The sequence below is a fragment of the Frigidibacter sp. SD6-1 genome (assembly GCF_030143255.1).
Lineage (GTDB): Bacteria > Pseudomonadota > Alphaproteobacteria > Rhodobacterales > Rhodobacteraceae > TMP-24.
In genome coordinates this window covers 566,674-585,144 of record NZ_JARJNR010000001.1, presented here as the reverse complement: position 1 = coordinate 585,144, position 18,471 = coordinate 566,674, and the positions used below count along the sequence as shown (strand labels likewise).

Annotated in this window: 23 protein-coding genes; 15 read left to right on the top strand and 8 right to left on the bottom strand. The window is 66.4% G+C overall.

Annotated features, from left to right (window positions below):
* Nucleotides 1-151: 151 nt before the first annotated feature.
* The 5 genes from P0645_RS02855 to P0645_RS02835 all read left to right on the top strand — a co-directional run bounded on the left by P0645_RS02855 (nucleotide 152) and on the right by P0645_RS02835 (nucleotide 3,702).
* The gene (locus P0645_RS02855) at nucleotides 152-622 is read left to right on the top strand and encodes a YbaK/EbsC family protein (protein ID WP_284163046.1); all 471 of its coding nucleotides are present in this window, start codon (nucleotides 152-154) and stop codon (nucleotides 620-622) included.
* A 138-nt stretch (nucleotides 623-760) separates the two neighbouring features.
* Nucleotides 761-1,219, top strand: coding sequence for a DUF2852 domain-containing protein (locus tag P0645_RS02850; protein ID WP_284163045.1), 459 nt, complete (start codon nucleotides 761-763; stop codon nucleotides 1,217-1,219).
* 228 nt (nucleotides 1,220-1,447) lie between these two features.
* Nucleotides 1,448-2,095 (top strand): DsbA family oxidoreductase, encoded by a 648-nt coding sequence (locus tag P0645_RS02845; protein WP_284163044.1) that lies wholly within the window; start codon nucleotides 1,448-1,450, stop codon nucleotides 2,093-2,095.
* Nucleotides 2,092-3,291, top strand: a complete 1,200-nt coding sequence (locus P0645_RS02840) for a multidrug effflux MFS transporter (RefSeq protein ID WP_284163042.1) — start codon at nucleotides 2,092-2,094, stop codon at nucleotides 3,289-3,291. Before P0645_RS02845 ends, P0645_RS02840 begins: the two co-directional genes overlap by 4 nt.
* A gap of 87 nt (nucleotides 3,292-3,378) precedes the next feature.
* On the top strand, nucleotides 3,379-3,702 hold the full coding sequence (locus P0645_RS02835) for a putative quinol monooxygenase (RefSeq protein WP_284163041.1): 324 nt from the start codon (nucleotides 3,379-3,381) through the stop codon (nucleotides 3,700-3,702).
* A 3-nt stretch (nucleotides 3,703-3,705) separates the two neighbouring features.
* Here P0645_RS02835 and P0645_RS02830 read toward each other — a convergent pair whose 3' ends face one another.
* Both P0645_RS02830 and P0645_RS02825 read right to left on the bottom strand, forming a co-directional pair.
* Nucleotides 3,706-4,329, bottom strand: coding sequence for a lytic transglycosylase domain-containing protein (locus P0645_RS02830; RefSeq protein ID WP_284163040.1), 624 nt, complete (start codon nucleotides 4,327-4,329; stop codon nucleotides 3,706-3,708).
* 66 nt (nucleotides 4,330-4,395) lie between these two features.
* A complete protein-coding gene (locus P0645_RS02825; protein WP_284163039.1) occupies nucleotides 4,396-4,941 on the bottom strand; it encodes a helix-turn-helix transcriptional regulator in 546 nt (181 codons plus the stop codon).
* Nucleotides 4,942-5,132: 191 nt separating this feature from the next.
* On the opposite strand from P0645_RS02825, the gene ssb reads away from it, so the two are divergent.
* Nucleotides 5,133-5,642 (top strand): single-stranded DNA-binding protein, encoded by a 510-nt coding sequence (gene ssb, locus P0645_RS02820; RefSeq protein WP_284163038.1) that lies wholly within the window; start codon nucleotides 5,133-5,135, stop codon nucleotides 5,640-5,642.
* A 24-nt stretch (nucleotides 5,643-5,666) separates the two neighbouring features.
* On the opposite strand, the gene P0645_RS02815 is transcribed toward ssb, so the two are convergent.
* A complete protein-coding gene (locus P0645_RS02815) occupies nucleotides 5,667-6,128 on the bottom strand; it encodes a type II toxin-antitoxin system RatA family toxin (RefSeq protein WP_284163037.1) in 462 nt (153 codons plus the stop codon).
* Nucleotides 6,129-6,200: 72 nt separating this feature from the next.
* On the opposite strand from P0645_RS02815, the gene hpt reads away from it, so the two are divergent.
* Together hpt and P0645_RS02805 are read left to right on the top strand one after the other, a co-directional pair.
* On the top strand, nucleotides 6,201-6,740 hold the full coding sequence (gene hpt, locus P0645_RS02810) for a hypoxanthine phosphoribosyltransferase (protein ID WP_284163036.1): 540 nt from the start codon (nucleotides 6,201-6,203) through the stop codon (nucleotides 6,738-6,740).
* Nucleotides 6,741-6,753: 13 nt separating this feature from the next.
* The gene (locus P0645_RS02805) at nucleotides 6,754-6,930 is read left to right on the top strand and encodes a hypothetical protein (protein WP_284163035.1); all 177 of its coding nucleotides are present in this window, start codon (nucleotides 6,754-6,756) and stop codon (nucleotides 6,928-6,930) included.
* A 76-nt stretch (nucleotides 6,931-7,006) separates the two neighbouring features.
* Here P0645_RS02805 and P0645_RS02800 read toward each other — a convergent pair whose 3' ends face one another.
* A complete protein-coding gene (locus P0645_RS02800; RefSeq protein WP_284163034.1) occupies nucleotides 7,007-7,864 on the bottom strand; it encodes a LysR family transcriptional regulator in 858 nt (285 codons plus the stop codon).
* Nucleotides 7,865-8,089: 225 nt separating this feature from the next.
* Between P0645_RS02800 and P0645_RS02795 the strand changes: the two genes are divergently transcribed.
* The 7 genes from P0645_RS02795 (at nucleotide 8,090) to lexA (ending at nucleotide 13,533) form a co-directional block, all read left to right on the top strand.
* Nucleotides 8,090-8,557, top strand: coding sequence for a c-type cytochrome (locus P0645_RS02795; RefSeq protein WP_284163033.1), 468 nt, complete (start codon nucleotides 8,090-8,092; stop codon nucleotides 8,555-8,557).
* A 66-nt stretch (nucleotides 8,558-8,623) separates the two neighbouring features.
* Nucleotides 8,624-9,514: a c-type cytochrome gene (locus P0645_RS02790; RefSeq protein WP_284163032.1), complete on the top strand. Its 891-nt coding sequence runs from the start codon at nucleotides 8,624-8,626 to the stop codon at nucleotides 9,512-9,514.
* 165 nt (nucleotides 9,515-9,679) lie between these two features.
* Entirely contained in the window at nucleotides 9,680-10,282 is a 603-nt protein-coding gene (locus P0645_RS02785) for a glutathione S-transferase N-terminal domain-containing protein (protein ID WP_284163031.1), read from the top strand.
* Nucleotides 10,283-10,299: 17 nt separating this feature from the next.
* Nucleotides 10,300-11,097: an indole-3-glycerol phosphate synthase TrpC gene (gene trpC / locus P0645_RS02780; protein ID WP_284163030.1), complete on the top strand. Its 798-nt coding sequence runs from the start codon at nucleotides 10,300-10,302 to the stop codon at nucleotides 11,095-11,097.
* Nucleotide 11,098: 1 nt separating this feature from the next.
* Nucleotides 11,099-11,575, top strand: a complete 477-nt coding sequence (gene moaC, locus P0645_RS02775; RefSeq protein ID WP_284163029.1) for a cyclic pyranopterin monophosphate synthase MoaC — start codon at nucleotides 11,099-11,101, stop codon at nucleotides 11,573-11,575.
* Nucleotides 11,572-12,753 (top strand): molybdopterin molybdotransferase MoeA, encoded by a 1,182-nt coding sequence (locus tag P0645_RS02770; RefSeq protein ID WP_284163028.1) that lies wholly within the window; start codon nucleotides 11,572-11,574, stop codon nucleotides 12,751-12,753. Before moaC ends, P0645_RS02770 begins: the two co-directional genes overlap by 4 nt.
* Nucleotides 12,754-12,846: 93 nt before the next feature.
* A complete protein-coding gene (lexA, locus tag P0645_RS02765; protein ID WP_284163027.1) occupies nucleotides 12,847-13,533 on the top strand; it encodes a transcriptional repressor LexA in 687 nt (228 codons plus the stop codon).
* Between the two features lie 137 nt (nucleotides 13,534-13,670).
* Here lexA and P0645_RS02760 read toward each other — a convergent pair whose 3' ends face one another.
* The 4 genes from P0645_RS02760 to ilvD form a co-directional block, all read right to left on the bottom strand.
* Nucleotides 13,671-14,660, bottom strand: coding sequence for an MDR family oxidoreductase (locus tag P0645_RS02760; RefSeq protein ID WP_284163026.1), 990 nt, complete (start codon nucleotides 14,658-14,660; stop codon nucleotides 13,671-13,673).
* 54 nt (nucleotides 14,661-14,714) lie between these two features.
* A complete protein-coding gene (locus P0645_RS02755) occupies nucleotides 14,715-15,476 on the bottom strand; it encodes an aldolase/citrate lyase family protein (protein ID WP_284163025.1) in 762 nt (253 codons plus the stop codon).
* Between the two features lie 29 nt (nucleotides 15,477-15,505).
* Entirely contained in the window at nucleotides 15,506-16,474 is a 969-nt protein-coding gene (locus P0645_RS02750; RefSeq protein WP_284163024.1) for an aldo/keto reductase, read from the bottom strand.
* Nucleotides 16,475-16,556: 82 nt separating this feature from the next.
* Entirely contained in the window at nucleotides 16,557-18,395 is a 1,839-nt protein-coding gene (gene ilvD / locus P0645_RS02745) for a dihydroxy-acid dehydratase (protein ID WP_284163023.1), read from the bottom strand.
* Between the last annotated feature and the right edge of the window lie 76 nt (nucleotides 18,396-18,471).

The following is an 18,471-nucleotide window of genomic DNA, read 5'->3' as shown; positions in this document are numbered from 1 at the left end:
GCACGCCTCCTCGTGCACTTCGTTTCTCGTCGGGGCGCCCAGCCTCGCGAGGAGTGCACGAAGTGCTCGACGAGCCCCCGCTCCCGGGCGCGGATCACCTGTTGCATCCCGGTCCGATTTCGCGCTTCTTTCGCCGCAGAGGGGGGACGGGATGAGCAAGTCACTTGCGCGCGTGCGCGCTGCACTGGAAGCGGCGGGCGAAAGGATCGAAATCATCGAGGCGCCGTCAGAGACCCGGACGGCCGAACAGGCGGCCGCCTGCGCGGGCTGCCTGACCGATCAGATCGTCAAATCGATCATCTTCCGGGGCGAGACAAGCGGTCATATCATGCTTTTCATGACAGCTGGCGGCAATCGCGTCGACCCAGCCAGGGCAAGCGCCCTCGTGGGCCAGACGCTTGGCCGGGCCGACGCCGATCTCGTCCGGGCCGAGACCGGCTTTGCTATCGGCGGCGTGGCCCCCATCGGCCATCTCAACCCGGTCACGAGCTTCTTCGATCCCCGCCTCCTTGACTTCGAACGTATCTGGGCGGCGGCCGGAACCCCGCGCCATATCTTTGCCATCGCGCCCCAACGCCTTCTTGACCTGACCGGCGCACGGCTCGCCCCCTTCACCGGCTGAGCGCCTTTTCGCGGGGCATGTTAAATTAATTCACATTCCCTCTTGACGGACGGGCTGAAAGACCCAATCTTCACGATGTGAAAGACATTCACATCCGGTTCCCGGATATCTGGCTCACACTGGTTCACGGAGGGACCTATGACCACGACAACCGCCTCATGGCCCACGCGCGCCGAGCTGTGGCTCGACGAACGCGGCAAGGGCGCCTGGATCGCCGCCATGGTGCTCGGCTTTATCTTCTTCTGGCCGGTCGGCCTCGCGCTTCTGGCCTATATGATCTGGAGCAAACGCATGTTCTCGAAAGGATGCGGCGCGCGCGCCATGCGCGACCAGGGCCCCTGGGCCCATCGCCATCGCCACGGTTTCCGCTCGTCCGGCAATTCGGCCTTCGACAGCTACAAGGCCGACACGCTCGACCGGCTTGAGCGCGAACAGGCGGATTTCGAAGCCTTCCTCGAACGGCTGCGCGCCTCGAAGGACAAGTCAGAGTTCGACCAGTACCTGGACGACCGCGCCCGGCAGGCCCGCGACGAGACCCCGGCCGAAGAGGCCAAGCCCGAAGGCGACGACCGCGCCCCCCAGCGTGGCAGCTACTGACGCCCCGGCCGATCCCCCGGCCCGTCCCCCTCAGCGTCACTCGACCGGCCCCCTCGCGGGGCCGGTTCGATTCCGGACCGGGGCGGCGCGCTGCAGAGCGTGCGCTTCCGCACAAACGCTCAATTCCATGTGCGCCCCGGGCAAGAGACGGTCCAACCCGCCCGCATTGACTCCCCCCTCGCGTCGGCTCATGCAGGGCTGCCGGACAATCCAGACGGGAGAGTGGCCATGATCAAGCTCGACATCATTTCCGACGTCGCCTGCCCCTGGTGCTATGTCGGCAAGGCCTATCTCGACCGGGCGCTGGAAGCACGGCCCGACCATCCGTTCGAGATCGAATGGCATCCCTACCAGCTCAACCCCGACATGCCGCCCGAGGGCATGGGCCGGCAGGAGTACATGGCGGCGAAGTTCGGCTCTCGCGAGAATATCCTGCGCGTCCACGAGCCGCTTCTTGCGCATGGGGAAAAGGCAGGGGTCAGCTTTGACCTTCCCGCGATCGAAAGGGCGCCGAACACGCTCGATGCCCACCGGCTGATCCACTGGGCCGGGCTTGAAGGGCGGCAGACGACGATGGTCTCGGCGCTGTTCCGGGCCTACTGGCGCGAGGGCAAGGATATCGGCGACCGGGCAGAGCTTGGCGATCTGGCCGAAAGCGCAGGCCTTGACCGGGCCGTGACCCTGCGTCTTCTGGAGAGTGACGCCGACCGCGCCGATATCTCCGCCCGCGTCCAGAACTGCCGCGCCAAGGGCGTCAGCGGCGTTCCCGCCTTCGTCATCGCCGGGCGCCATGTCGTGCAGGGCGCGCAGCCGACCGAGGTCTGGACTGGCATCATCGACGATATCAATGCCCAGCTGAAAGAGCGGACCGCATGAGCGATATTCCGGCGCCTGCCCCCGCGATCCGGCGGCTGGCGCTTCCCGAATTCACCGCAATGCTGGCGATGCTTTTCGCCACCATCGCCTTTTCCATCGACGCGATGCTGCCCGCGCTGCCGCAGATCGCGGCGGACCTGTCGCCCGATGCGCCGAACCGCGCGCAGCTCATTCTCTCGGCCTTCGTCCTCGGCATGGGGACGGGCACCCTGTTCTCGGGGCCCCTGTCGGATGCTTTCGGGCGGAAACCGGTCATCGCGGCGGGGCTTGTGATCTATATCGCGGCGGCGCTTCTGGCGCACGAGGCCGAGAGCCTCGAATTCCTGCTTGCCGCGCGCTTCCTTCAGGGGCTCGGCGCCTCGGGCCCCCGGATCGCGGGCGTGGCCCTCAGCCGCGATCTTTACCAGGGGCGCGAGATGGCGCGCGTCATGTCTTTCGTGATGATGGTCTTCATGGTCGTGCCGGCGCTTGCGCCGATGATCGGCGCGGGCGTGATCGCCATTTCCAGCTGGCATGGCATCTTCCTCGCCTTCATCGCCTTCGGCATTGTCGCGATCAGCTGGGTCAGCATCCGCCAGCCCGAAACCTTGCCCCCGCCTGCCCGGCGCCCCTTGCAGGGTGCGGTGATCCTTGACGGGCTGATGCAGGTGCTGCGGTCGCGCGAGGTGCGGCTTTTCACCATCGTGATGACGCTCGGCTTCGGTCAGATGTTCGCGCTGCTCTCCTCGATCCAGCAGATCTTCGACCAGACCTATGGCAAGGCCGAAAGCTTCCCCTACTGGTTCGCGCTGATCGCCGCCTTCTCGGCCTCCGCTTCCTTCATCAACGGCCGCCTCGTCGGGCGCCTCGGCATGCGGAAACTGGTTCTCATTGCCTATGCCGGGCAATTCCTGCTGTCCGCCACCATGGTCGCGCTCTTCCTGTCGGGCGGCGGATCATTCCTGGCCTTCTACATCTGGGCCACCAGCGTCTTCTTCATCGCGGGCTTCACCTTCGGCAACCTGAATGCGCTCGCCATGCAGACCATGGGCCATGTGGCGGGCATGGCGACCTCGGTCATCGCGGCGATCTCGACCATGCTTGCCGTCGCCATTGCCGGACCCGTCGGCCTTGCCTTCGACGGAACCGCGCTGCCCGCGATGACCGGGGCGGTGCTTTGCTCGGGGCTTGCCTTCCTTCTCATGCGCCGGGCCTGAGCCGCCGGGGATGGGCACTGACGCCTTGACGGGTCGGGACGCAGTTCCCATGATCGCGCCGGTGATCCGGGACGATCGGGGGGATGCATGTCGCAGGTCAGCTTGTCGGGCTTCCTCCTCTGCCGTTCGCTGGAAGAGGCTGACCGTATCTCGCATCTGCTGCCCGACCATATCCGCGCGACCCGTGCCGAACCCGGCTGCGTCCTGTTCGAGGTCCTGCGCTCGATGGCCGATCCGTCGCGGTTCGCGGTGCGCGAGATTTTCGCCAGCCGCGCCGATCTGGAGGCGCATACGGCGCGCGTCAAAGCCTCGGATTGGGGTCAGGCGACGCAGGGCATCCCGCGCGATTATGTGCTGACCGTCGGCGGCAAGGACAAGCGCTATGCCTTTCCCGGCAGCGACCCGGACTAGGCTTCAACCGCCCGCAATCGCCCGCACATAGTTGGTGGTTTCGGCATAGGGCGGGATGCCGCCATATTTCTCCACCGCCTCGGGACCGGCATTGTAGGCGGCAAGCGCCAGCTTCCAGTCACCGAACCGGTCGTACATCATCCGCAGATAGCGCGCGCCGCCATCAAGGTTCTGGTGGGGGTCAGTCGCATCGACGCCAAGCCGCGCAGCGGTACCCGGCATCAATTGCGCCAGCCCCGTTGCCCCCTTGTGCGAAACGGCACCGGCGTTCCAGCCCGATTCCTGATGAACGAGCCGCAGGAACAGATCTTCCGGCACGCCATGCTTCTGCGCCGCCGACCGCGCCGCATCCAGATAGGCACCGCGATAGCGGCCCGAATAGCTGGGCAGCACGGTCGCATCGAGACCGGCTGCCGCGGCCTGCTTGCCATGCGGGGTCAGCTTGACCGATTCGGAATATTGCGCCGCCGCGCGCCCGTCGAGGACCGCAAGCTGCTGGTTGAAGACCGCCGACCGGTTGGTCTTCTGGCCTTTTTTCGGCAGCCACAGGCCTTCGGCAGAGACCGCCGACGCACAACCAATAAGCAGCGCCAGTGAATACGCGGCGCAGACAGTCTTCTTACGCATCCGTCCCCTGCCCTCTTCCCTGCCGAGACGGGCGGGACTATATCGCCCGGTCCTCTTGCAATCCAGTCAGGAATTCTGGACCGAACGGCCCGGCGCCGCATCGGGCCGGACCGAGCCGTTCAGGATGTCTTCGATCAACAAACTCACGAGCTGCCCGCGCCCGGCAAGACCCGACTTGCGGTAGATGGCGTTCAGCTGGCTTTTCACCGTGCCTTCCGCCGCACCGCGCAGCCCGGCGATCTCGGCGATGGAGAAACCCTTGATGGTGAACTGCGCCACCTCCGCTTCGGAAGGCGTCAGGCCCCAGCTGTCGAAATAGGCCCGCATCAGCTCGTGCAGCGCGCCAGAGGCCGCGGACAGCGCCCGCTCCGCCCGTTCGTTCTGCCGCAGGAGCCAGCGCAGGAAATAGCCTTCGACGAGAATCGCGGCCACCAGCCCGACGTTGGCGACCAATTCCAGCGTGATGTGAAAGTCAAACCCGCCGCCGGGCGCACGTTCGACGTAATCGTCGATCACGTCGCCCAGGAACATCGCGGCACAAACCGCCTGAACCACCATGAGTGCGATCAGAAGGGTCTCCAGCCGAAACCGCCTCACAAGTCTCTGAATCATCGTCGCCGCGCCCTGACCGCTCCCGCTATCACCTTCTATGGCGTCGCGACGCAAGACGGAAGCCGCCGATGCCGACGATCGCCCTGCCGGATGATTTCGCAGGGTGGCATGAACCCTTCATTAACCTTAAAGTGATGCATTAACGGAACAGCAGGATTCGCGGCGTGCGTCGCGGCGGTGCGAGGGAGATCATGGCAGGCTCGGTGAACAAGGTAATTCTCGTCGGCAACCTCGGGCGCGACCCCGAAGTGCGGTCTTTCCAGAACGGCGGCAAGGTGTGCAACCTCAGGATCGCGACGTCGGAGACCTGGCGCGATCGCAACACGGGCGAGCGCAAGGAACGGACCGAATGGCATTCGGTGGCGATCTTCAACGAAAACCTCGCCAAGATCGCCGAGCAATATCTGAAGAAAGGCTCGAAGGTCTATATCGAGGGCGCGCTCGAAACCCGCAAATGGCAGGACCAGTCCGGTCAGGACCGCTATACGACCGAGGTTGTGCTGCGCCAGTTCCGGGGCGAACTGACGCTGCTTGACGGGCGCGACGGCGGTGGCGGCGGCGGCCAGGGCGGCGGCTATGACGAAGGTCAGGCCGGGGGCTATGGCGGCGGCTCCTACGGCGGCGGTGGCGGCTATGGCGACCGGTCCGGCCCGGCCGCGAGCCCGGCCCGCGCCGACATGGACGACGAAATTCCGTTCTGATCGCTCACGCGGCCCCGGCGGCGCTCAGCCGGCGGGCCGCCCGTAAAGCGCCTCGGCGCGGGCCTCGAAGGCCCGCACCACCTTGCGCATCGCCTCATCGAAGACAAGGCCGATGACCGCCTGCAGGATCGCGCTCCTGAATTCGAAATCGACCGAGAAATCGACCTCGCAGCCACTGGTTTCAAGCGGCCTGAAGCACCAGCGCGAATGCAGATGCCGGAACGGGCCGTCGAGATAGTCGGTCTCGATCCGCCGTTCGGCAGGGTACAGAACCACACGGCTGCCGAACCGTTCGCGGAAGACCTTGAAGGAAATCACCAGATCGGCTTCCAGCATCTCCGACCCGTCGGCGCGCGCCTCGCGCGACCGGATGCGCGCGGCAGCGGTCCAGGGCAGGAACTCCGGATAGCGCGCCACATCGGCGACAAGCGCGAACATCTCGTCCGCCGACCAGGGCAACACCCGCTTTTCCGCATGCGATGGCATCGGCGCCCGCTCTTCCCCCATGACAATCCGGCCCCCTTTCCGCTATGGAGGGCAGGAAATCAAGGGGACCCCATGCCGCACCGACCCTATGCCATCGACGAGATGATCTCTGCCAAATCCATCGCCGCGCGGGTCGAGGCGCTGGCCAAGGACATCACCCGCGCCTACCGGGGCACCGACAAGCTGGTGGTCGTGGGGCTTCTGCGCGGGTCCTTCGTCTTCATCGCCGATCTGGTGCGCGAGATCGACCTGCCGGTCGAGGTCGATTTCCTCGAAGCCTCCTCCTACGGCGACGGGATGGAATCCTCGCGCGAGGTGCGCATCCTCAAGGACCTGCGCGGCGAGATCGCCGGCCGCGACGTGCTGGTCGTCGAGGATATCGTCGACACGGGATTCACGCTGCATCATGTGGTGAACCTGTTGAGAAGCCGCGAGCCGAAACGGCTTGAGGTCTGCGCGCTTCTCGACAAGCCCTCGCGCCGCGAGGTGCAGATCAAGGCGACCTGGACCGGCTTCGAGATACCGGACGAGTTTGTCGTGGGTTACGGCATCGACTTTGCGCAACGCAACCGCAACCTGCCCTACATCGGCAAGGTCAGGTTCACCGGATGACCGGGCGCCGCGCATGAACCCGCGCTGGCTTCTGCGCATGTCGCAATGGGCGCGCAACCCGCCATCGATGGGCCGCGTGATCCTCGGCGCGATCGTGATCGGCCTGTGCCTTCTGATCGCCGGTATCGAATGGCTTGGCCTCTGGCCCGACTGGCTGACCCTGCCCGCCCGCGGCAAACGCGGTTTCTGACCGGCGCGCGGGTGACGCGGAAAATCCTTCGCGAAGGATTTTCCGCCCCGGATGTCGCGCCCTTGGCGGGGCAACCTCAGTCGAAGATCGCGCCGGCGTCCGCCTTCATCTCCTCGACCAGATACTGCCGCATGAGCGCGATGCGCGGCACCTCCGCCAGATCGGGGTGGCAGGCCACCCAGACCGGAATCTGAAGGTCAGGGAGAGCGCCCTCGACCGGTTCGAGCCGCGCATCGCCGCGGCCGAGATAGTCGGGCAGGATCGCGATACCGAGCCCAAGTGCGGCCATTTCCCTCAGCGTGAGGAAACTGTCTGCTCCCGGCCCGGCCGCGGCGGCGCCCATTTCGCCCGCCAGCCAGCGCCCGGCTGTCGAACGGGACAGCTGGCCCGCAAGGCCGAGCCAGCCGTCCGCGTCGCTGCCTGTCGCCCGATAGGCCGCGAAGCGCAACCGACCGACCTCGGTTCCCACCAGATCGTCGGGCAGGATCATGGTCGGTCGGATGGTGATATCGGCGTGAATGCGCCCCAGGTCGAGATGGGCGTTGGAACTTACAAGCGTCACCAGAAGCTCGGGCGCACGCAGGGCGATCCGCGCCACCACGGACGGCAGGACCATCTGGCACAGGCTGTCGGTCGAGGTGACGCGCACATCTCCCGACACCGGCGCCCGGACGCCCGCGACCATGCGCTGCACCGATTGAACCGAGCGGTCGACCTCGCGCATCGCCTCGATCAGCCGCAGCCGGTCCGGGGCCAAAGCATAGCCCTTCGGCGTCTTCTCGAAAAGCGGCGCGCCCGCCGCCTCCTCATATTGCGCGATGCGTCTCAGGACCGTCGCATGATTGACGCCGAGTCGCCGCGCCGCCGCGCTGACCGTGCCGGTTTCGGCAACGGCGAGCACATATTTGATGTCGTCCCAGTCTTCGCGTGACATGACCGCTTCACGTTCCCGTTACCCTGCCGCCCTGCCTCTCGGACAAAACCGGCGATTCCGGCGAAACTTCGCCCATAGCGGAGCCATTCCGGCAAGGAGCGGCCCATTGTGCGCTTTTCAACAGGCTACACGCAAAAATCAGAAGTTCACAGCGAAAGAAGCACAGATAGACTACTCTCAGGCGAGCCGCATCCTGACAGGCGGCCCCGAACCAGGGAGATGTATATGAAGAAGATTGTTGCCGGAACTGCCATGGCGCTTCTGTCGATGGCGAGCATCGGCCTTGCCCAGGATGAAGGGCCGTTCGCCAAGGAAATCGAGGCACGCCAGGGCCTCATGGTCTATCGCGCCATCAATATCGGAACGCTGGCCGCCATGGCCAAGGGCGAGGCAGAATATGATGCCGCGAAGGCGACGACCGCCGCAAACGCCCTGCTGGCCTCGGCCAATCTCGACGCCTCGATGCTCTGGCCGCCCGGTTCCGACAATGCCGCCAACCCGGAATCGACCGCCTCTGCCGCGATCTGGGCCGACGGGTCGGACATCGGCGCCAAGGCCGGGGCCTTCAAGGCCGCGGCCGAGGCGATGGCCGGCGCTGCCGGCACCGATCTGGCAAGCCTGCAAGGCGCCATGGAGGCGCTTGGCGGCTCCTGCGGCGGCTGCCACAAGGCCTACAGGGTTCCCACGAACTGACTTCCCTCGTATGTCCTGAAAGGGCGGCAGCGGCGACATGCCAGCCGCCCCTTTTTTCGGATGAGCATGAGACGCAGCCATCGCAGCCTCCTTGTCTTCGCCGTGATCGCCGCTGCAGGCGGCTGGTGGTTGAGTGCGCCGGGTCGCTTGCCGGCATCGGCCCTCGACGGCATCGCCGGCGATGCCACGCGGGGCGAGCAGGTCTTCTGGGCGGGCGGCTGCGCCTCCTGCCACGCCGCCCCGGATGCCGAGGATGACGACAAGCTGAAGCTCGGCGGTGGCCAGCGCTTCCCCTCGCCCTTCGGTACATTCATCGCACCGAACATCTCGCCCGATCCCGAAAACGGCATCGGCGGCTGGAGCGCGCTTGACCTTGCCAATGCGATGACGCGCGGGACATCGCCCGCGGGCGAGCATTATTACCCGGTCTTTCCCTATGCGAGCTATGCGAAAGCCAGCCTTCAGGACGTGGCCGACCTTCATGCCTTCCTGATGACCCTGCCGCCGGTCGCGACCCCGAGCGCGCCGCACGAGGTGTCCTTCCCCTTCAATATCCGCCGCAGCCTCTTCGGCTGGAAATTCCTCTATCTGAACCGCGACTGGGTGGTGGCGGGCGACCTGACGGCAGAGGAAGACCGCGGGCGCTATCTGGTCGAGGCGCTCGGCCATTGCGGCGAATGCCATACGCCGCGCACGGCCCTTGGCGGCATGGACCTGAGCCGCTGGCTTTCCGGCGGGCCGGTTCCGGCCGGTCAGGGGCGGTTCCCCAACATCACGCCCGCCAGACTGAACTGGAGCGCGGACGAGATCGCCGACTATCTGAAATCGGGTTTCACGCCGGATTTCGACAGCGCCGGGGGCCATATGGCGCTGGTGGTCGAGAATCTGGCGCATCTGCCGCCCGAGGACCGCGCCGCGATCGCCGCCTATCTGAAGAAAGTGCCGCCGGTCGAGTGACCCTTCCGGAAGGCGGGCGCTCATCGAGCCTGACAGCTCTCTTCGCGCATTGCAGCGATGAGCCCTGCGAGGGGCGAAGAGCGGCCGGGAAGCCCACCGCTCCCGCGTCGCCCCGTTCTCCTGACGACCCGCTTCGGCTAGTCTCTCGCCCGGAGGTGCCTCGTCATGATCCTGATCGGCCAGTATGATTCCCCCTTCGTCCGCCGCGTCGGCGTAGCGCTGACGCTTTATGGCCTGCCATTCCGCCAGGAACCCTGGTCGGTCTTTGGCGACGCCGACCGCATCCGCCCCTTGAACCCACTCACCCGGGTGCCGACACTGGTGCTGGACGATGGCGAGGCGCTGATAGACAGCCATATGATCCTTGATCATCTCGACGGCCTCGTCGCGCCCGAGGCGCGGCTCTTTCCGGCAGCGGAACCCGACCGGCGGCGCGCTCTGAAACGCGCGGCCCTCGCCACGGGCATCGGCGACAAGGCGGTTTCGCTTTTTTACGAACGAAGGCTGCACGAGCGCGCGTCCGACCTCTGGGTCGCACGCTGCCGCCGCCAGATCGATGAGGGCTGGCAGGCGCTGGAAATTCTCCTGCCCGACGCCGCCACGGGCCATGCCGAGATCGCCGCCGCCTGCGTCTGGCGCTTTACCAGCGAAGCGCATCCCGGCCTTCTCGACCCCGCCGCCCTGCCCCGGCTCGCGGCGCTGTCTGAACGGCTCGAAGCGACAGAGGCGTTCAAGGCAATCTATCAGCCCTTTATCGCACCCGCCTGAGCGCCTAGAAGGGAGCCATGGATATTCTCGACAAGATCAAGGCCTACAAGCTTCAGGAAGTGGCAGACGCCAAGCGCGCGCGGCCGCTCTCTGAGGTCGAGGTTCATGCCCGTGCCGCCAGCCCGGCGCGCGGCTTTCACCGGGCGCTGACCCAGGCAGAGGGCACGGGGTACGGCCTCATCGCCGAAATCAAGAAGGCCTCGCCCTCGAAGGGCCTGATCCGCGCCGATTTCGATCCGCCTGCGCTCGCCCGCGCCTATGAGGCGGGTGGCGCCACCTGCCTGTCGGTCCTGACCGATGCGCCATCCTTCCAGGGCGCGGCGGAATTCCTGACCGCTGCGCGCGCGGCGGTGTCGCTCCCGGTGCTGCGCAAGGATTTCCTCTATGACACCTATCAGGTCGCCGAGGCGCGGGCCTGGGGAGCGGATTGCATCCTGATCATCATGGCATCCGTCTCGGATGGGTTGGCGGCAGAACTGGAAGATGCGGCGCGCACATGGGGCATGGATGCGCTGGTCGAGGTTCATGACGAGGCCGAGATGGAGCGTGCGCTCCGCCTGAAATCGCAGCTCGTCGGCATAAACAACCGCAATCTCAAGACCTTCGAGATCACTCTTGAGACCACCCGCCGCCTTGCTCCAATGGTGCCCAAGGGCCATACGCTGGTCTGCGAAAGCGGTCTCTTCACGCCCGCCGACCTCGCCGACATGGCCGGTTGCGGCGCGCGGTCGTTCCTGATCGGCGAAAGCCTGATGCGGCAGGCGGATGTGAGCGCGGCGACACGCGCCATCCTCGCGGATCCGGTGGGGGTCTGACATGGCGCTGACCCATTTCGACGGCGAGGGCCGCGCCCATATGGTTGATGTCGGCGAAAAGCAGGTGACAGAACGGATCGCTGTTGCCGTCGCCGAAGTGCATATGCGCGCGGAGACCCTTGCGCTTGTGACCGCGGGAACCGCCAAGAAGGGCGATGTTCTGGGCGTCGCGCGGCTTGCGGGCATCATGGCGGCGAAGCGCACCGCCGATCTGATCCCGCTCTGCCATCCCCTGCCCATCACCAAGGTCGCGATCGACCTCGTGGCCGATGAGAACCTGCCGGGCGTCCGCATCGAGGCCACGGTGAAGACGGTCGGGCAGACCGGGGTCGAGATGGAGGCACTGACAGCGGCGTCGGTTGCGGCACTGACCGTCTACGACATGCTGAAGGCTGCGGAAAAATCAATGCGGATCGAAGGGTTACGCGTCGTTCTTAAAGACGGCGGCAAGTCAGGCCGCTACGAGGACCGGGAATGATCTCGGTCGCGGAAGCGCTGTCGCGCATCCTTGCCCTGGCTGAGCCCCTGGGCTCCGAGACCGTCCCCCTGCGTGCCGGAGCGGGCCGCGTTCTGGCAGAGCCGGTCACCGCGCGCCTCACCCAGCCACCGTTCCATGCCTCTGCCATGGACGGCTACGCGATCCGCGAAGCCGACCATGTCAGCGGGCGACGCCTGACAGTGATCGGCGAGGCGGGCGCCGGACATGCCTTTGACGGAAGCGTCGGCACTGGCGAAGCAGCGCGCATCTTCACCGGCGCCCCTGTGCCGGAGGGTGCAGAACGCGTCGTGTTGCAGGAGGATGTGATCCGCGACGGAGACCAGATCACGCTTGGTGACAGACCTGAACAATCGCCCCATATCAGACCTTTAGGGCAGGATTTTAAAGTCGGCGACAGGCTGCCCGCGCCGCGCCGCCTGCGACCTGCCGACCTCGCGCTGATCGCGTCGATGAACGTGCCCGACCTCAGCGTCGCCCGCCGCCCCGTCGTCGCGATCCTGTCGACCGGTGATGAGCTGGTCATGCCCGGCGAAGAACCCAAGCCCGACCAGATCGTCGCCTCCAACACATTCGCCATCGCCGCCATGGCCGAGACGCGGGGCGCCGAGGCCCGCATTCTGCCCATCGCGCGCGACACCCACGCCTCGCTCAGGCAGGCCTTCGCGCTCGCCGCGGGCGCCGACGTGATCGTCACCATTGGTGGCGCCTCGGTGGGGGAGCATGACCATATCCAGGCGGTCGCCATGGCGCTGGGGCTGCAGCAGAACTTCTGGAAGATCGCCATGCGCCCGGGCAAGCCGGTCATGGCGGGACGGATGAACGGCGCGGTGCTTCTGGGCCTGCCCGGCAATCCCGTCTCGGCCATCGTGACCGCGCAGCTTTTCCTTCTGCCGCTTCTCGACCGGATGCAGGGGCTGGCGGCTGGGCACGCGCCGCTCAAGGCGCGGCTGGCCGCTTCGGTGGGCGAGAACGGGCCGCGTGCCCACTACATGCGCGCGCGCCTGTCGGCGGGCGATGACCTGCCCGCGATCGCGCCGATGGGCAATCAGGATTCCGCGCTTCTGACCATCCTCTCAGAGGCCGACGCCCTTCTGATCCGCCCGCCCGGCGATCCGGCCCGGAGCGCGGGCGACATCGTGCCCTATCTGCCGTTCTGAGCGCCCGCCTTCACGGATCGTTGACACAAAAGGGGAACAGGCGTAGAACATGGGCCGAACCCTCGGGCAACGGCGAGAGGAAAAACAGGCACCATGCTGACCCGCAAGCAGTTGGAACTTCTCGATTTCATCCAGAAACGCATGGATCGGGACGGTGTTCCCCCCTCGTTTGACGAGATGAAGGAAGCGCTCGACCTGCGCTCGAAATCCGGCATCCACCGGCTGATAACCGCACTCGAGGAGCGTGGCTTCATCCGCCGCCTGGCCCACCGGGCCCGCGCGATAGAGATCGTGAAACTGCCTGAAGCGATGACCAAGCCCGGCTTCAAGCCGCGGCTGATCAAGGGAGACAAGATCGATCCGCCGAAAGGCGCGGCGCCTGTATCGAGCGCGGGCGCGGTCGATCTGCCGGTGATGGGCCGGATCGCGGCGGGCGTGCCGATCGAGGCGATTTCCGAAGTCTCGCACCATGTGGCGGTGCCGGGTTCGATGCTGTCGGCCAAGGCCAGCCATTATGCGCTGGAGGTGAAGGGCGATTCGATGATCGAAGCGGGGATCAACGACGGCGATGTCGTGGTGATCCGCGAACAGACCACGGCGGAGAATGGCGATATCGTCGTGGCGCTGGTCGAGGGCCATGAGGCGACGCTGAAACGCTTCCGCCGCCGAGGCAACATGATCGCGCTCGAGGCGGCGAACCCGGCCTACGAGACGCGTGTACTTCCCGAAGGCCATGTGAAGGTGCAGGGGCGCCTTGTCGGCCTGATCCGCAGCTACTGAGCGGTGGGGCTCGTCGAAGCCCTTCGGGCACTCCTCGCGCGCCGCGGAGTCGCGTCTCTGCCCTCCCGGCCGACGAGAAACGAAGTGCACGAGGAGGCGCCCGGCGAGGCGCCCGGCCCGATGGGCCGGGCCGTGCGTCAGGTACGGACGTCGACGACCACCCTGCCCTGCACCTGGCCTTTCAGGATCGCCTCGCCGAGCGCGGGCAGGTCGGCCAGTCCCGCAGGCTGGATCATCGCCTCGAGCTTTGCCATCGGCAGATCGCGCGCGATCCGCTGCCATGCCTCGACACGGCGCGCGTAGGGCTGCATGACCGAATCGATGCCCAAGAGATTGACCCCACGCAGGATGAACGGGATGACAGTCGCGGGCAGTCCCGAGCCGCCCGCGAGCCCCACGGAGGCGACCGAGGCGCCGTATTTCATCTGGCCGAGGAGCCGCGCCAGCATCGCCCCGCCGACCGAATCCACCGCGCCCGCCCAGATCTCGCTTTCAAGCGGGCGTTTCACCGTCTCGGCCAAGTCCGCACGCGGCACGATCCGCGACGCGCCAAGCGAGCGAAGATAGCTCTCCGTTTCCGGCCGCCCGGTCACTGCCGCGACCTCATGGCCGAGATGGGCGAGGATCGCCGTCGCGACCGACCCGACCCCTCCGGCCGCACCGGTGACCAGGACCGGCCCCTGCCCCGCTTTCAACCCATGTGCCTCCAGCGCCATGACGGCGAGCATCGCCGTCAGCCCGGCCGTCCCCACCGCCATCGCCTGGCGTGTCGTCAGCCCGTCTGGCAGGGGCACCAGCCAGTCGGCCTTCACGCGCGCCTTCTCGGCATAGCCGCCCCAATGCACCTCGCCGACGCGCCATCCGGTCAGGACCACCCGGTCGCCCGGGCTGTAACGCGAATCGCTGCTGGCCTCGACCACGCCCGCAAGGTCGATGCCCGGCACATGCGGCCAAGCGCGGACAAGCCCGCCGCCCGAGCCGAGGCACAGCCCGTCCTTGTAGTTCACGGTCGAATGGTCGACCCGGACGGTGACATCGCCCTCAGGCAGATCGGTCTCTGCCATCTCGCGCACCGCTGCGCGTGTCTCGCCGCTGTCGAGCTTCTCGACCACCAGTGCCCTGAACATCGCAATCCTCCCCTGTTCAAGGCGGCTTAGCGAAAGCGCTTACCTACGGTCAAGTCACGCACCGACACTTGCGCGCAGGGCCGCGACGCCGCTGACCAGCGTGCCCACATCGGTGCCGATGGCGACGAAGGTTGCGCCGAGTGCGAGATAGCGCTCGGCCAGGGTGCGATCGAAGGTCAGGATGCCCGCTGCCTTGCCGGCGGCGACAATCTCAGTGATCGCCGCCTCGATCGCCGAGAGGACCTCGGGCTGACCCGACGTGCCGGGAAAGCCCATGTCAGCCGCCAGATCGGCCGGGCCGATGAATACGCCGTCCACGCCCTCAAGTTCCAGTATCCCCGGCAGGGCGGCAAGGCCCGCCCGGCTTTCGACCTGCAGAAGAAGGCAGATTTCCGCGTCCGCCGTCGCGACATAATCCCTGATCCGGCCGAAATCGGCCGCCCGGCCAAAGGCCCCTACCCCGCGCCGCCCCTTCGGCGGGTAACGGACGGCGGCGACCATGCGTTCCGCCTCAGCAACGCTTTCGATCATCGGGATCAGAAGCGTCTGCGCGCCGATGTCGAGCAGTTGCTTGATCAGCCATATCTCGCCGATGGGCGGGCGCACCACCCCATGCGACCGGTCCCCGATCGCCGTCAGGGCCGCCAGCGTCGAGCGCAGATCGTTTGGCCCATGCTCGCCATCGACCACGAGCCAGTCGAACCCCGCCCCGGCGCAGAGGCCCGCCACATAGGGATCGGCAAGCCCGAGCCAGAGGCCGATCTGCGGCTTTCCCGCCGCAAGCGCTTCCTTGAAACGGTTCTTCGGGGCGGGCATCGCAAACTCCTGCAGGGACTGTCGCAGGATCACCAGTCCTCGGCGAGAAAGGCAAGGCGGTTGATGGCCGCCAATTCGTCCGCGCCGAAGTCCAGTTGGCGGAGCGCGCCCACCGAAAGTTCGATCTGCTCAGGACGCGAGGCACCGACAAGCGCCGAAGTCACTTCCGGCCGCCGCAGCACCCAGGCGAGCGCCATCTGGGCAAGCGTCTGGCCGCGCGCCTCTGCTATCTGCGCAAGCGCCCTCAGCCGCTCGATGGCCGTTTCATTCTCCAACCCGGCCGCCAGACGCCCGGTTGCCTCAGCGCGGCTTGCCGTGAGATCGCCGGACAGATAACGGTCACTCAGAAGGCCCTGCGCGAGCGGCGAGTAGCAGATCGTCCCGATCCCCCGATCTGCCATGCTTGCGAAGAGCCCGTCGCTTTCCGCTTGCTGATCAAGGATCGAATAGCGGGGCTGCACGATCAGACAGGGCGTTCCCTCCGACCGGAGCAGTTCTGTCGCGCGCACCGCCGCAGCAACGGGATAGTTCGACAGGCCGACATAAAGTGCCTTGCCCGCCCGCACGAGATGGGCAAGCGCGCCCATGGTCTCCTCGAGCGGCGTGTCGGGGTCGAACCGGTGGGAATAGAAGATATCGACATAATCGATGCCGAGGCGCCCAAGGCTCTGGTCGCAGCTCGCGATCAGGTGCTTGCGGCTCCCGAAGGAGCCATAGGGACCATCCCACATGTGATAGCCCGCCTTCGAGGAAACCACGATCTCGTCGCGATGCGCGCGGAAGTCGCCGCGCAGGACCTCGCCGAAGTTCGCCTCCGCCGCGCCGGGGGGCGGTCCGTAATTGTTGGCCAGATCGAAATGGGTGATACCCAGTTCGAAGGCCCTGCGGCATCTTTCGCTGACGCTTTCAGGGCTCGCGCTGCCGCCGAACCCCTGCCAGAGGCCGAGCGATATTGCGGGAAGCTGAAGGCCCGAGGTTCCGCACCGCCTGTAGATCATTCACCGCCTCGCTGCCCGCTCGCACAGTTAATCGATTATATATCGTTCGAAAGAAAACCCGCGCCGAAGCGCGGGTCCGGTCTTACTCCCCGGGCAGGCGGCGCACTGCGCCGGTCGCCGCCGAGGTCGCGAAAAGCGCATAGGCCTTCAGCGCCTGGCTGACCTTGCGGGGGCGCGGTTTCTCCGGCTTCCAGCCCCTGGCGTCGCGGTCCGCCCGGCGGCGCGCGAGGACGTCATCCGCAACCGCCAGCGTCACGCTCCGTGCGGGAATGTCGATCTCGATCCGGTCACCCTCTTCCACCAGCCCGATCATCCCGCCCGAGGCGGCTTCGGGGCTGACATGGCCGATGGACAGGCCGGAAGTCCCGCCGGAGAAGCGCCCGTCGGTGATCAAAGCGCAGGCTTTGCCGAGGCCTTTGGATTTAAGGTAGGAGGTCGGGTAAAGCATCTCCTGCATCCCCGGCCCGCCCTTCGGCCCTTCGTAGCGGATGACCAGCACATCGCCCGCCTTGATCCGGTTCGACAGGATCGCCTCGACGGCGGCATTCTGGCTTTCAAAGACGCGCGCGGGACCTGCAAAGACCAGGATCGACTCGTCGACCCCTGCCGTCTTCACGATGCAGCCTTCGGGCGCGAGGTTGCCGGAAAGAACGGCGAGGCCGCCATCCTTGGAAAACGGCGTCTTGGCCGAGCGGATCACGCCCTTCTCGCGGTCGAGGTCCAGCGAGGCCCAGCGGCGGTCCTGGCTGAAGGCGGTCTGGGTCGGCACGCCGCCCGGCGCGGCCATGAAGAAATGCCGCACGGATTCCTGATTTGTGCGGGAAATGTCCCACTGGTCGATGGCCGCGCCGATGGAACGGGCATGAACGGTCGGCACCTCGCGGTTGAGAAGTCCACCGGCGTCGAGCTGACCGAGGATCGCCATGATGCCGCCGGCGCGGTGGACGTCCTCCATATGCACATCCTGCTTCGCCGGCGCGACCTTGCACAGGACCGGCACCTTGCGGCTGAGCCGGTCGATGTCGTCCATCGTGAAATCGACGCCCCCCTCATGGGCGGCGGCAAGGATATGCAGGACGGTGTTCGTGGACCCGCCCATCGCGATATCGAGCGCCATCGCGTTTTCGAAGGCCTGTTTCGTCGCGATGTTGCGCGGCAGGACCGATACGTCCTCCTGTTCGTAATAGCGCTTGCAGACATCGACGATCAGATGGCCGGCTTCCACGAACAGCCGCTTGCGGTCGGCGTGGGTCGCCAGTGTCGAGCCGTTCCCGGGCAGCGACAGGCCAAGCGCCTCGGTCAGGCAGTTCATCGAATTGGCGGTGAACATGCCCGAACACGACCCACAGGTCGGGCAAGCGTTCTGCTCGATCTTCGCCACATCCTCGTCCGACACCGCATCGTCGGCCGCGGCCACCATCGCGTCGACAAGATCAAGGGCCACTTCCTTGCCCTTGAGGACGACCTTGCCCGCCTCCATCGGTCCGCCCGAGACGAACACGGCGGGAATGTTCAGCCGCATCGCCGCCATCAGCATGCCCGGCGTGATCTTGTCGCAGTTCGAGATGCAGACCATCGCGTCGGCGCAATGGGCGTTGACCATATATTCCACGCTGTCGGCGATCAGCTCGCGCGAGGGCAGCGAATAGAGCATGCCGTCATGGCCCATCGCGATCCCGTCATCGACGGCGATCGTGTTGAACTCCTTGGCCACACCGCCCGCCGCCTCGACCTCGCGCGCGACCAGCTGGCCGAGGTCCTTCAGATGCACATGGCCCGGCACAAACTGGGTGAAGCTGTTGACGATGGCGATGATCGGCTTGCCGAAATCGCCGTCCTTCATGCCGGTCGCGCGCCACAGGCCGCGCGCGCCCGCCATGTTGCGGCCGTGGGTGGAGGTGCGGGAACGATAGGCGGGCATGGCTGACCTCGGGAAAGCTGTTCAGACCCGAAATGGCACTCCGCCGCGCCAAGGTCAAACCCCGGCGCAGAAGATT